We start from the raw sequence: 12,363 nt of genomic DNA, 5'->3' as shown, positions 1-12,363 counted from the left end.
TACCCAAGGAGAAACACCATGAACGTACTGACCCCCGATACCCTTGTACGCAACCCTCAGGGCTGCACCGTCACCGCCGTGGTCAACATCGCCGCGCCTGCCGACAGCGTCTGGAAAGTAGTGGGCAACTTCGCCGGCTTCGATAAATTCATACCGGCCCTGGAACGCATCGAAATGACCGGCAGCGGCGTGCGCTCGGTTCGCAAGAAGTTCTTTCGCGACGGCGAGAACATCGTCATCGAGCAACTCAACAGCCACGATGACCAGGCCCGCCGCATGACCTGGAGCCTGATCTACACCACCCTGAACATCGGCAACCTGTGGGCAGCCATGGAGGTCACGGCCAAACCTGACAACACCAGCGAAGCAAAATGGACCATCCAGGGCGAGCCCTGGGAGGGCGGCGCCCAGGCCCTGCCGGCTTTCGAGGCGTTCCTGCAAGGCTTCGCGGATGACGCCATGAACAATGTGCGCAACCTGTTCAGCTAACCCGAAGCGCTAACCCTGTGGGACCAGTTGGCCACCCAACCGGTCCCACACCCCAGCTTGTGTATAGCCAGTGTTGCAAAATGTACAAGGCTTCATGAAAATAAGACTAATTATCATTCATGCAGTCTTGCGCGGCGCATCCTATGTCCTCCCAAGAATTTGCCGTGGGTTCGCTTTACCGCGCCCATCACGGCTGGCTCAACACCTGGCTGCGCAGCCACCTGGGCAACGCGGCCGATGCCGCGGACCTGGCCCAGGACACCTTCCTGCGCCTGCTGCAACGCACTGAACGCCTTGAACTGAGCGCCCCCCGTGCGTTCCTGCGCACTATCGCCCGGGGCTTGGTGATCGACCATTGGCGCCGCGAAGAACTGCACCGCGCCTACCTGGAAACCATCGCTCACCTGCCCGCCGCCGAAGCTCCGAGCCTGGAAACCCGCGCCTTGCTACTGGAGTTGCTGGAACAAATCGCGCGCCTGCTGGACGGGCTCAAGCCCAAGGTGCGCAAGGCCTTCCTGCTATCCCAGTGCGAAGGCATGCCCCACAAGGATATCGCCGCGCAATTGGGCGTGTCCCTGCGCTCGGTGGAGCGCTATGTGGCTGATGCCCTGTTCCATTGCTACCTGCTGCGCTATGAACAGTGACCCCGGCGGCCCTGCGCCAGACCCGCAGATGGTGCGCCAGGCCATTCACTGGATGCTGCGCCTGAACAATGACGGCGGTAGCGCCCGGGTACAGCGCCAATGCGCCACGTGGCGCGCGGCAGACCAGCGTCATGAGCTGGCCTGGCAGCGCATTCAGTCGCTGACCCAGGAAGTGGCCGGCCACTACCGCGCCGTACCCGGTGCCGGCCTGGCCCTGGAAAACAGTGCCCAGCGCCTTGGCCGGCGCCAAGCCTTGAAATTGCTGGGGGTGGTTTCCCTGGTGGGCGGTGCCGGGTGGTTGGGCAAAGACCTGGAACAATGGCAGCAGTGGGCATCGGATTACGCGACCGGCGTCGGCGAACGCCGCACATTTACCCTGCCGGACGGCTCGCAGCTGCAGCTCAATACCCGCAGCGCCGTTGACCTGCGCTTCAGCGCGCAACAACGCCTGCTCAGCCTCAAGCACGGTGAAATACTGCTGACCTGCCAGCCAGACCCGCAAGGCCGGCCGCTGCGGGTCCACAACCGTGATGGCCTGTTCGAAGCCTCCCAGGGGCGCTTCGCCCTTCGCCAACAGGACGGCTGCACCCGCATGACCGTCGCCCGCGGTCAGGTGGCCATCTACCCGGCCTCAGGCGGCGCGCTGGCCTGGGCGCAAGCAGGCCAGAGCTGGCAAGTCGACAGCGCCGGCGCTCGGCAGGTTGCTGCGCCCGAGATGGACATGGGCGCCTGGGCCGACGGTCTGATCGTGACCCGCGACATGCGCTTGCAAGCCTTCCTCGAAGAAGTGGGCCGCTACCGCCATGGCTACCTCAGTTGCGCCGCAGACATCGCCGGGCTGCGGCTGTCGGGTGTGTTTCGTCTAGACGACACCGACAAGCTCCTGGCCCTGCTGCCCCAGACCCTGCCCGTGCGGCTGCATAGCCGCACCCGCTATTGGGTGCGCCTGGAAAGGTCGGTGTAGCCTCCCCAAGCCCCATGCCAGCCAATGTCTTCATGGCAGCTCGGTGCTGAAGGGGGCTATGGCCCCCAACTTTTTTGGCGGGTTTCGCCGGCCCGTTCGGCTTGGACAGTAATTAACCCGTTCAAGCCCCTTTCCACGCTCGGAACCGCATCATGACCGGCAAGACCTCATCGCTTCCGCTTTCCCTGCCCAGCGCCGTGCGCGCCGCATTGCTGTCTACCGCCCTTGGCCTGGGTGCCCTGCCCCTGGCAGCCCAGGCAGCCGCGGCCCAGGACGCACAGGCCGCCACCCGCGCCTACGACGTTGCTGCCGGGCCGCTGGGCGAAGCCCTCAATCAGTTTGCTCGCCAGGCCGGCATCACCTTGGCCGCCACCCCCGCGCAAACTCAGGGCAAACAGAGCCAGGGCCTGCACGGCACGTTCAGCGTCGGTCAAGGCTTGAGCGCCCTGCTGGCCGGCAGCGGCTTGCAGGCCAGCAGCAGCGACGGCGCCAGCTTCGTGGTCCAGGACACCCAGGACCAAGCCATGGCGCTGCCTTCCACCGACGTACGCGGCTTTGCACTGGGTAACGCACTGGGCAGCATGGACGGCTACAACGCCACCCACAGCCAGATCGCCACCAAGACCAGTACTGCCTTGCTGGAAACGTCGCAAAGCGTATCGGTAGTCACCCGCCAGCAAATGGACGACCAGGGCTCGCAGACCGTCGCCCAGACCATGCGCTACACCCCTGGCGTGCTGACCAACCCCTATGGCGCTACGCATCGCTATGACTACGTGGCCATGCGCGGCTTCAACGACGGCTCGGTGGACAACATCTACATCGATGGCCTCAAGTCCATGGGCGACAGCGGCACTTACAGCACTATGCAGATCGACCCCTACTTCCTGGAGCGGGTCGATATTCTCAAAGGCCCCTCATCGGTGCTCTACGGGCGCAGTTCCCCCGGTGGCCTGGTGGCATTGACCAGCAAAAAGCCGCTGTACGAGGCCTACCACGAGATACAGGCCACCGTCGGCACTCAGGGCCAGCATGGCGTGGGCTTCGACTTCAGCGGCCCGGTGGATGACGACAAGCGCATTGCCTACCGCGTGACTGGCCTGACTCACGAGTCCGACACGCAGTTCGACCACAATGAAGAAAAACGCTACGCCATCGCGCCCACGCTGAGCATCGATTTCGATGAGGATACTTCGCTGACCCTGCAGGCCTACCTGCAACACGACCCGGAAGGCGGCTACCACGGCGGACTGCCCGCCGACGGCCTGTTGCACCAGCGCAACGGTCAGCGCATCTCCGAGCATTACTTCGAGGGCGAGCCGGGCGTCGACCATTACAGCCGTGACCAGCAGTCATTCGGCTACCAGTTCGAGCACCGCTTCAACGACGTATTCACCGCGCGGCAGAACTTCCGTTACCTGGACTCCAAGGTCGACCTGGACCAGGTCTACGGCTACGGCTACACCAGCGCCACCAGCAACGAGCTGAACCGCTACTACTCCGGCGCCAGCGAACGCCTGCATTCGTTCATCATCGACAACATGCTGCAGGCCGAGTACTTCACCGGCGCCGCCAGGCACACCACCCTGCTAGGCGTGGATTACCAGCGGCGCAAGACGGTGGTGGACTGGACCAGTGGCTCACTGGCACCCATCGATGCCTTCAACCCGGTGTACGGCAATTCGGCCATCAGCTATTACAGCCCCACCAGCTACCTTCGCCGCCTGCAGCAGACCGGCGTATACCTGCAAGACCTGATCAAGCTGGACAAATGGCGCTTCTCACTGGGCGTGCGCCAGGACTGGGTGAAGACCTCGGACGAGAACCGCATCGCCGAATACAACCGCCCCCTCGGCACTACCATCAGCGACCAGCGCAGCAAGCTGACCAGCCGCGCGGGCGTGCTGTACCTGTTCGACAACGGCTTGGCGCCCTACATCAGCTACTCGGAGTCGTTCAACCCCAACTCCTACTCCGATGCCAGCGGCAATCCCTTGCCGCCTACTGATGGCAAGCAATGGGAAGCGGGGCTGAAGTACCAGCCACCAGGCTCGGAGAACCTCTACACGGCTTCGGTGTTCCGCATCGACCAGGAGAACCTGGCCACCAAGTTGCCGCAGGAAAACTTCTACCGTGCCGTCGGCGCGGTGCGTTCCCAGGGTGTGGAGCTGGAGGCCCACCTGCAAGTCACCGACAACCTGAAACTGCTGGGCAGCTACACCTTCACCGACCTGAAATACTCGAAGTCGATGGTCAGTACCCTGAGTACCGCCGACAACATCATCGAGAACAAAGGCAACTCACCCACCCAGGCGCCACGCCAGATGGCCTCCATGTGGGCGGACTACAAATTCAGCAGCGGTGCGCTTGACGGCCTGCGCCTAGGCGCGGGCGTGCGCTACGTGGGTTACAGCTGGGCGGATGCCGAGAATACCGAGAAAGTGCCGGCCTATACCCTGTACGACGCGTCGGTGGGCTACGACCTGGGCAAGCTGGGCCTCAAGGGCCTGGACCTGCGCATCAATGCCAACAACGTGACCAACGAACACTACGTGGCCACCTGTGCCAGCTTGAACTTCTGCTACGTGGGCGAAGAGCGCAACGTCGCCGCTACCTTGAGCTACCAGTTCTGACGGGGAGTTGTGACGCGGTCAGGTCCGCTATAAAGCAGCGGACCTGACCGCGCCAGGGCCAACGCCGATGTTCAGACGTTGTACTCGGTCTCCAGCGCATCCAGTTGGTGGTCAAAGGCTCGCAAGCGGGTCGACCAGGTGTACACCAGCACTTCCATCTCCCGGTCGACCCCTGCGCTGGCCTTGATGCTGGTGCGCGGGTCGCAGAAGTCCAGCAGGTAGCGCTGGCGTGCCAGGGCCGTGGCCACGCTGGAGAGCTCGCGGGCATCGTCCAGCCAGTGCCATTGGCTGTCGTGAATCTCGTCATCCAGTACCTGGCATTGCAGCTTCAATGCTTCAAGGGATTTCTCCAGGGGCGTGCCCGCCAGGTCGCCCATCACCTCCTGGAAGGTACGCCCCGGTTGCCAGTAATTGCCCCAGAAATAGCGGTCGAACACGGTTTCGACCTTGCGCAGGGCAACCTTGGTGTCCCAGATGCGGACCAGGGTATGGCCCTGGGTTTGCCGTCGCCGTTTCAATAGCGCGTTTTCATGGGCGGACCAGGCCAGCACGGCGAGCGCCAGCACGCCGATCAACCACAGTGCGCTATTGAAGAAGACCAGGGCACGTTCGATCTGATGGGCCTCGATGACCCCATAGAAGTAGGTGGCAGTGATCAAGCCGAGCGCCGAGGTGGCGCACCAGAAGCCAGGAGCATAGGAATCTTTCATAGTTATTATCATCCCATTGACCCGGGGCCAGTGATGACTGAAAGAATCCGCGTGAATGCCGCCGCGCGGTCTTGGGCAGACCACATGAACCCCATGAATCAGAGCATAGGACAGGCTGCGGCAATTGCTGGCAACGCCATTGAAATCGGGGGGGCAACGGATAAGCGGCAGGGTCAGCCCACCTTGTGCAGCAGCTCGTTGAGCTGGTCGATCACTACAGCCCAATCGGCGTCCTCAAGAATCTCATCACGCAGGAAAGCCGCCTGGCTGGGTGTCCAGAAGAAAGCTTCGTCCAGTTTGAGGCCAGGCTTGAGGGGCGAATGGCTGGTGACGAATTTTTCGATCCCCACCGGGTCGGACGCCAGGCCCAACTGTTGGAACAGCGCCGGCAGGCTGTGGTTTGGCGATTCCATGTGGGTACCCTCGTCGTCAACTAAACTTTCAGTAAAGGAAACTTTGGCACATACGTCGAGGGCAATCCCCCGGAGGTGAAAGTGGGCACAGTGATCGTGCTGACCGTGAACCAGGCTGCTGTCGGCCTGATCCTGTTCGGCCTGGTGATGCTGGCCATCGAAGCGCTGCTGCCCTCATACGGCGTGCTGGGCGTGGTGGGGCTGATCGTGCTGTTGCTGGGCGTGGTGACCCTGGTCGATGCCCAAGGCCCGAACATCATGGTGTCCGGCTCGCTGTTGCTGGCGGTCGCGGCGGTGGCCGGAGTGCTGATCGTCACCATGCTGGCCATGGCCATCAGCGCGGCGCGGCGACGGCCGGTGGGCGGTGACAGCGAACTGGTGGGCAAGGTCACCGCGGTGTCTGCGTTGCAGTCGGACAACCCCTGCGCCGGCTGGGTGCAGTTGCAGGGGGAGCAATGGCAGGTGCGCTGCGATGCACCGCTGCAGGAAGGCGAACAGGTCAAAGTCGTGGCACGCCGGGGCGTGCAATTGGAAGTCGCTGCGGCGCAACCGCCGTCAGGAGCCTGAACCATGTTCATCGAAGTCGGTTACACCGCGGCAGTCGTGGTGCTGGTACTGGTCGCCCTGTCGACGTTTCGCATCCTGCGTGAATACGAACGTGGCGTGGTGTTTCAGCTGGGCCGCTTCTGGCAGGTCAAAGGGCCTGGGCTGATCATCCTGATTCCCGTGGTACAGCAAATGGTGCGGGTAGACCTGCGCACCATTGTCCTCGATGTCCCCCCACAGGACGTGATCACCCGCGATAACGTCTCGGTCAAGGTCAACGCCGTGCTCTACTTTCGCGTGCTTGACCCGCAGAAAGCGATCATTCAGGTTGAAGACTTCCTCATGGCCACCAGCCAGCTGGCGCAGACCACCCTGCGGGCAGTGCTGGGCAAGCATGAGCTGGACGAGCTGCTGGCCGAGCGCGAGCGCCTGAACATGGACATCCAGCAAGTGCTGGATGCCCAGACCGATGTATGGGGTATCAAGGTGGCGAACGTGGAGATCAAGCATGTGGACCTGAACGAGTCCATGGTGCGGGCCATCGCCAAACAGGCCGAGGCCGAGCGTGAACGGCGGGCCAAGGTGATTCATGCCGAGGGCGAGTTGCAGGCTTCGGAAAAGCTCACCCAGGCAGCTGAAATGCTGGGCCGCCAGCCAGGGGCGATGCAGCTGCGCTACATGCAGACGCTTTCCAGCATCGCCGGGGACAAGAGTTCGACCATTGTCTTTCCGCTGCCCATCGAGTTGCTCAAGGGCATGGCAGACCTTTCCACCAAGCCTTGAGCCACCATCAAGGCGTGCGCCCGCTCTCCCAACCACCGCCCAACGCCAGGAACACATTGATCTGCTGCATGGCCACCTGGGTGTTGGCCGCCGACAGTTGGGCAGTCACGTCGGTGTAGGTCTTGGTCGCTTGCAGGTCAGCCAGGAAGGATTCGCGCCCCGCCATGTAGAACCGGTGGGTCTGGTCGGCTGCCTGGCGGGCCGACTCTTCGGCTTCGGCCAGGGCATCACGGCGCTCCAGTAGCGCGGTGTACTGGGCAAGGCCAGTCTGGGCTTCGCGCACGGCATTGAGCACCACGCCATCGAAGTGCGCCAAGGCTGCCTGGGTGGACACTTCGGCTTCACGGACCCGCGCACGCGCCTGGTTACCCGGTATGGTCCAACTGATCATCGGGCCAAAGCCCCAGCGGTTGGCGGTGTCTTCACCCAGGTCTTTGAGGAAGCCCACCGAACCCACGGTGGCGCCAATACTGATGTTCGGGTATAGCTGACCGGTGGCGACGCCGATTTCAGCGGTGGCGGCCGCCAGCTTGCGTTCGGCCTGGCGCACGTCGGGACGGCGCTTGAGCAAGGCCGCGCCGTCACCCACCGGCATCACCTGAGCGATTTTCGGCAGTTCAGCACAGTCGCTGGTACCGGCCGGCAACTGGTTCACCGGCTTGGCCAGCAGCATGGCGAGCTTGTACAGCCCGGCCTGGCGTTCAGCTTCGAATTTGGGGAGGTCGGCGCGCAACGACTTGAACTGCGTCTGAGTGCGCGTCACTTGAGTTTCATCACCCCGGCCTGCGTCACGCAAACGCTGGGTCAGCTTTACACCCTGCATTTGCAGGTCCAGCGACTTCTCGGCGATGTGGCGCTCTTCGTTGGCGGCGCAGATTTGCGTATACGAGCGCACCACCTCGGCCACCAGGGTGATGCGCGCCGTGTCGGCAGCAGCCTGGGCGGCGTCGGCATTGGCCTGAGACGCCTCGACACCGCGCTGCAACGTGCCCCACAGGTCAAATTGATACGAAGTAGTCAACGACAGGTTGCCGACGTTGGCCACCGGGATCTTCTCGCCTTGCAAGTAGGACTCCGCCGATTCCTGCAGGCGCTGCGCGCCCGCCTCGGCCTTGGTGGTGAAACCACCGGCGTGCTCGGCTTCCTCGATCTGCACACGGGCGCGGTTGAGGTTCGCCGCTGCCACCCGCAGGTCGGTACTGGACACCAGGGCCTGGCTCACCAGCTGGTCCAGGCGCGGGTCGTTGTACAGTTTCCACCAGTCCTGTGGCACTGGCGCGGACACCACGTTGCTATCGCCAGTGGCCAGGCTGCCTTGCAGGTCCGGGCGGTTGGCCGCACCGTCCTTGGGCCGGTGGTAGTCCGGCCCGACCAACTGGCAAGCCGACAGCAACAGCCCCAGGGCTATGGCCGAAAGACGTACACAGTGGTTCATCGAGCGGTCTCCACAGGCTTGCCGGTCTCATCGATGATCGACACGGTGGCCGTGCGCCCGGCGATCATGCGGAAGTGCTCAGGCACGTCGTCGAAGGCAATGCGCACCGGAATCCGCTGAGCCAGGCGCACCCAGCTGAAGGCCGGGTTGATGTTGGGCAACAGGTTGGAGCCGCTGCTGCGGTCGCGGTCTTCGATGCCCGCGACGATGCTCTGTACATGCCCGGTCAGGCGGGCGTTGTCGCCCATTACGCGGATGTCCACTTTCTGGCCAATTTCGATCATCGGCAGCTTGGTTTCCTCGAAGTAGCCATCGACGTGGAACGAGGTGCTGTCCACCACCGACAGCACTGGGTGGCCGGCGGCCACGAACTCATGGGCACGCGGCGCCCGGTCGTTGAGGTAGCCATCCACCGGGCTCTTGATCACCGAGCGGTCCAGGTTCAGCTGGGCGGTGTCCACGGCCACCTGGGCCTCGGCCAGGGCGGCCTGGGCGCGGGCCAGTTTGGAGTCGCTTTCTTCCAACTGCTCCTTGGCCACCAGGTTGCCCAGGCCACGGTTACGCTTGGCCTCGCGCTGGGCCTGGGCCATGGTTTCCTGCCGGTCGGCCAGCGCCGCCTTGGCCTGGCGCAACGCCAGGCTGAAACGGTCCTGGTCGATGGTGAACAGCACCTGGCCACGCTTGACCACTTCGTTGTCACGTACCGCCACGTCCTGGATCAGCCCGGAAACGTCCGGCGACACCTGAATCACGTCGGCACGGATATGGCCGTCACGGGTCCAGGGGGCGAACATGTAGTACATCACCATGCGGTAGACCACGACGCTGGCCAGCGCCACCACCAGCAAGGTCAGAACAAGGCGGCCAAAGGTCAACAAAGGTTTTTTCATGTCATCAGGTTTCGGCAGAGTGCGTCCACCGCGCCCAGCAGCAGCGCGTACAGACCGACGTTGAACAAGGCCCGGTGCCAGACCAGGCGGTAGAAATGCAGGCGGTTGAGTACGCCATGCAGCAACAGAAACAGCACATAGGTGATGGCCATCATCACCAGCAATGTCGGCAGGAAGATCCCGCTTACATCAATTTCACCGATCATAGAGGGGCTCCATCCAAACCGTGGCTTGGCAGCTCGGGGGCATCACTGGGCTCGATCACCACTTCCACCCCAGGCAGCAAGGCCAGGCGCAGGCCGCTGAGGGAGTGCAGCATCTGCACCCGCGCCTCGGTTTCGTCACCCATGTGCTGCTGGGCCAGGGCCCGGCGTGCGCGGTCCATGGTCATGAGGATAGTCATCGGCGCCGGCAGCCGTTCACGGGCCTTCAGGCACGCCTTGAAATAAGCGCCTACCTCGTCCACCACCTGGCGTACCTGGGCGCGTGGGCCCACCGGGATACGCGGCATGTAGGCCAGCAGGTCGAGCATGTTCAGCGCCACCCGCAGGTCGCGCAGGGCCGAGCCTGTGTCCTGGCCGGTCTGCAACAGACGCGGCAGGTGCTGCATCAGGCGGTCGAGCATCTGCACGCCCATGGCCCGGTGTTCAGCCAGGGTAGCCTGCTCGCTCAGGCTGACGATGTCGCGCCAGCTGAAGCGGGTGAGGCGCTTGGCAGCAAGGTCGGTGCCGAAGGGGCGCATGATCAGCGTCCAGCAAAAGGCGAACAGCAAGCCCATGGGCCCGGCGATGTTGGAATTCAGGAAGGCCAGGAAATTGGCGTCGTAGGCGGTGTCCAGGCTGATGAAGGTAGCGCCGTTGACCAGTGTCAGCATCATGCCCAGGTTGAATCGCGGCTGCAGGGTAAGGGTAGCGGCGGTAATGAACGGCACCGCGAACGCCAGCACCAGCATGGGGAAATCATGCAGGTTGGGCAGGATCAGGAACAGGTACAGGCTGGACATCACCACGGCGATCAGGGTCCAGAAGAAGAACCGGTAGATCTGTGGCGCCGGGTCGTCCATGGCGGCGAAGAAACTGCAGGCCACGGCTGCGAGAATCACCCCGCCCCCGCCATCGGCCCAGCCGGTAAAGATCCAGATCAGCGAAGCGACGACGATGGCCGAGATGGTCGAGAACGCCGAATACATCATCATGCCGCGGTCAAAGAATGGCGACAGGCGGCCCAGGCGCCAATGGCGGTACACCGCGCGCCACTGTGACTGGTCTTCGGTTTCGATGGCCAATTGCAGGGTGCGCATGTCCTGCCACAGGTCTACCCACTCGCCCAGGCGGTACAAGACGTTGGACAGCAGCAACTGGCGCCGGTCATCCAGTGCTTCCGGTGCCGGTTGCAGCGCCTGCAGGCACCCATGCAGCTCGGTCCACAGCTGCGTGGGGGCGCCGGCCGCGGTTTCCTTCAGCCACTGGCGCGTCTGCTCCAGCACCGGGGCGATCGCCGGCACCAGGTCGGTACGACGTTCCAGCGCAATCAGGGCATCGTCCAGGGCATCAATGGTGGGTAGCAGGTGAATCATGCGCCCACGCAGTTCCTTGATGTTGCGCACGGTCTGGGGCAGCGCACCCTCGTGGGGTATCTGGCCGATCATCAATTCCAGGGAGTTGAAGGTAGCGACCATCGAGGCGCGCAGCGTGCCCACCTCTGCGGCGGTGATTTCCCGGGACAGGAAGCGGTCGCAGTAGGTGTTGGCCTCCACGAACCATTTGCGCGTGGCATCGCCCAGTACCGGGGCCAGGCGGCGGGGCCAGAAGATGGCACCGATCACGGCGGCGCTGATCAGGCCCAGGCAAATCTCCTGGAACCGCGCCGAGGCGATGTCGAAGACGTTCAGTGGGCTGTCCACCACCGGCAGGGCGATCAGCGGCATGGTGTAGCCGGCCAGCATCAGCGCGTAGCTATTGGCGGTGCGCAGGTGCAGCGACAGGAACAGCAGTGTACCGGTCCAGGCCGCGACGATGATCACCAGCAGCGCCGGGGTCTGCACGAACATGGGCACGAACAGCACAGCGGCGGCCGCGCCCACGAAGGTGCCGATACCCCGGTACAGGGCCTTGGAAGTGGTAGGGCCGACAAAGGGGCTGGACACGATGTAGACGGTGGCCATGGCCCAGTACGGGCGCGGCATTTCCAGTTTCATCGCGACGTACAAAGCCACCATCGAGGCAATGAAGGTACGCAGGCCGTAAAACCAGTCCCGCAGCGGCGGAACATCACTGAAGAAGGCTTTCAAGGCGCCAGCACCGCCGTGCCCTGCCCCGCCTCTTCGAAGGCCCGCACTACACGCAGCGCGGCTTCCAGGTCGGCGGGTGCGATGTCGTTCAGCACTTCACGGCGCAGGCGCACCAGTTCACCTTCGATGGCTTCGGCCAGCTCGCGGCCGGTAGCCGTCAGGCTCAGGGCCTTGGCACGGCGGTCGGTGGGGTCTTCGGTGCGAATGACAAAGCCCGACGAACACAGCTGATCCAGCAGGCGTACCAGCGATGGGCTTTCCAGGCCAGCAGCATGGGCCACGGTGACCTGCCGCACGCCATCACCCAGGCGCACGATGATCAGCAGCGGCACCGCGCAGGCTTCGGAAATACCGTAGTTGGCCAGCGTCGTCTGGCAAATGCGCCGCCAGTGACGGGCAGCAGTCACCATGCCGGTGCTGATATTGAGGTGGAGCTTGTCGAGGTTCATTGAACAGGAACGCACCGATATTCATAGTTTGCTAACTATCTATATTCCGGCAACGCATCACCTGCCGTCAATAGTGGCTGCGAGACATTTCACCCAGGAATGCAAACGGCCGTGGCC

Annotated in this window: 13 protein-coding genes; 6 read left to right on the top strand and 7 right to left on the bottom strand. The window is 63.4% G+C overall.

Annotated features, from left to right (window positions below):
* The first annotated feature begins 18 nt into the window (after positions 1-18).
* The 4 genes from QBK88_RS07050 to QBK88_RS07035 all read left to right on the top strand — a co-directional run bounded on the left by QBK88_RS07050 (position 19) and on the right by QBK88_RS07035 (position 4,730).
* On the top strand, positions 19-489 hold the full coding sequence (locus QBK88_RS07050) for an SRPBCC family protein (RefSeq protein WP_277961480.1): 471 nt from the start codon (positions 19-21) through the stop codon (positions 487-489).
* 143 nt (positions 490-632) lie between these two features.
* Positions 633-1,133 (top strand): sigma-70 family RNA polymerase sigma factor, encoded by a 501-nt coding sequence (locus tag QBK88_RS07045; RefSeq protein WP_277961479.1) that lies wholly within the window; start codon positions 633-635, stop codon positions 1,131-1,133.
* Entirely contained in the window at positions 1,123-2,097 is a 975-nt protein-coding gene (locus QBK88_RS07040) for a FecR family protein (RefSeq protein WP_277961478.1), read from the top strand. The genes QBK88_RS07045 and QBK88_RS07040 overlap by 11 nt, the downstream gene beginning before the upstream one ends.
* A gap of 152 nt (positions 2,098-2,249) precedes the next feature.
* Complete coding sequence (locus tag QBK88_RS07035; RefSeq protein ID WP_277961477.1) at positions 2,250-4,730, top strand: TonB-dependent siderophore receptor; 2,481 nt, start codon at positions 2,250-2,252, stop codon at positions 4,728-4,730.
* A 71-nt stretch (positions 4,731-4,801) separates the two neighbouring features.
* On the opposite strand, the gene QBK88_RS07030 is transcribed toward QBK88_RS07035, so the two are convergent.
* A complete protein-coding gene (locus tag QBK88_RS07030; protein WP_277961476.1) occupies positions 4,802-5,440 on the bottom strand; it encodes an NADH:ubiquinone oxidoreductase subunit N in 639 nt (212 codons plus the stop codon).
* 173 nt (positions 5,441-5,613) lie between these two features.
* Positions 5,614-5,853, bottom strand: coding sequence for a DUF2789 domain-containing protein (locus QBK88_RS07025; RefSeq protein ID WP_277961475.1), 240 nt, complete (start codon positions 5,851-5,853; stop codon positions 5,614-5,616).
* Positions 5,854-5,934: 81 nt separating this feature from the next.
* Between QBK88_RS07025 and QBK88_RS07020 the strand changes: the two genes are divergently transcribed.
* Both QBK88_RS07020 and QBK88_RS07015 read left to right on the top strand, forming a co-directional pair.
* Positions 5,935-6,420: an NfeD family protein gene (locus tag QBK88_RS07020; RefSeq protein ID WP_277961474.1), complete on the top strand. Its 486-nt coding sequence runs from the start codon at positions 5,935-5,937 to the stop codon at positions 6,418-6,420.
* A gap of 3 nt (positions 6,421-6,423) precedes the next feature.
* Complete coding sequence (locus QBK88_RS07015; protein ID WP_268147072.1) at positions 6,424-7,182, top strand: slipin family protein; 759 nt, start codon at positions 6,424-6,426, stop codon at positions 7,180-7,182.
* A gap of 7 nt (positions 7,183-7,189) precedes the next feature.
* Here QBK88_RS07015 and QBK88_RS07010 read toward each other — a convergent pair whose 3' ends face one another.
* From QBK88_RS07010 to QBK88_RS06990, 5 genes are read right to left on the bottom strand one after another with little or no spacing between them, the layout of a single operon-like run.
* Positions 7,190-8,617: an efflux transporter outer membrane subunit gene (locus tag QBK88_RS07010; RefSeq protein WP_277961473.1), complete on the bottom strand. Its 1,428-nt coding sequence runs from the start codon at positions 8,615-8,617 to the stop codon at positions 7,190-7,192.
* Positions 8,614-9,588: an efflux RND transporter periplasmic adaptor subunit gene (locus QBK88_RS07005; protein ID WP_445764904.1), complete on the bottom strand. Its 975-nt coding sequence runs from the start codon at positions 9,586-9,588 to the stop codon at positions 8,614-8,616. The genes QBK88_RS07010 and QBK88_RS07005 overlap by 4 nt, the downstream gene beginning before the upstream one ends.
* On the bottom strand, positions 9,504-9,713 hold the full coding sequence (locus tag QBK88_RS07000) for a DUF1656 domain-containing protein (protein ID WP_158152773.1): 210 nt from the start codon (positions 9,711-9,713) through the stop codon (positions 9,504-9,506). Before QBK88_RS07000 ends, QBK88_RS07005 begins: the two co-directional genes overlap by 85 nt.
* Entirely contained in the window at positions 9,710-11,797 is a 2,088-nt protein-coding gene (locus QBK88_RS06995; RefSeq protein WP_277961472.1) for an FUSC family protein, read from the bottom strand. Before QBK88_RS06995 ends, QBK88_RS07000 begins: the two co-directional genes overlap by 4 nt.
* On the bottom strand, positions 11,794-12,246 hold the full coding sequence (locus QBK88_RS06990) for a MarR family transcriptional regulator (RefSeq protein ID WP_277961471.1): 453 nt from the start codon (positions 12,244-12,246) through the stop codon (positions 11,794-11,796). The genes QBK88_RS06995 and QBK88_RS06990 overlap by 4 nt, the downstream gene beginning before the upstream one ends.
* Positions 12,247-12,363 lie beyond the last annotated feature (117 nt).

The sequence above is a fragment of the Pseudomonas sp. RIT-To-2 genome, assembly GCF_029623465.1.
GTDB lineage: Bacteria > Pseudomonadota > Gammaproteobacteria > Pseudomonadales > Pseudomonadaceae > Aquipseudomonas > Aquipseudomonas silvicola.
Note: the sequence above shows the minus strand (reverse complement) of the source record. Positions and strands in the feature narration are given on the sequence as shown.

Bases quoted from the DNA above. Each gene is read 5' to 3' on its own strand.
- QBK88_RS07010 (WP_277961473.1), bottom strand. From the start codon at position 8,617: ATGAACCACTGTGTACGTCTTTCGGCCATAGCCCTGGGGCTGTTGCTG.
- QBK88_RS07040 (WP_277961478.1), top strand. From the start codon at position 1,123: ATGAACAGTGACCCCGGCGGCCCTGCGCCAGACCCGCAGATGGTGCGC.
- QBK88_RS07035 (WP_277961477.1), top strand. From the start codon at position 2,250: ATGACCGGCAAGACCTCATCGCTTCCGCTTTCCCTGCCCAGCGCCGTG.
- QBK88_RS07045 (WP_277961479.1), top strand. From the start codon at position 633: ATGTCCTCCCAAGAATTTGCCGTGGGTTCGCTTTACCGCGCCCATCAC.
- QBK88_RS06990 (WP_277961471.1), bottom strand. From the start codon at position 12,246: ATGAACCTCGACAAGCTCCACCTCAATATCAGCACCGGCATGGTGACT.
- QBK88_RS07015 (WP_268147072.1), top strand. From the start codon at position 6,424: ATGTTCATCGAAGTCGGTTACACCGCGGCAGTCGTGGTGCTGGTACTG.
- QBK88_RS07050 (WP_277961480.1), top strand. From the start codon at position 19: ATGAACGTACTGACCCCCGATACCCTTGTACGCAACCCTCAGGGCTGC.
- QBK88_RS07030 (WP_277961476.1), bottom strand. From the start codon at position 5,440: ATGAAAGATTCCTATGCTCCTGGCTTCTGGTGCGCCACCTCGGCGCTC.
- QBK88_RS07000 (WP_158152773.1), bottom strand. From the start codon at position 9,713: ATGATCGGTGAAATTGATGTAAGCGGGATCTTCCTGCCGACATTGCTG.
- QBK88_RS07025 (WP_277961475.1), bottom strand. From the start codon at position 5,853: ATGGAATCGCCAAACCACAGCCTGCCGGCGCTGTTCCAACAGTTGGGC.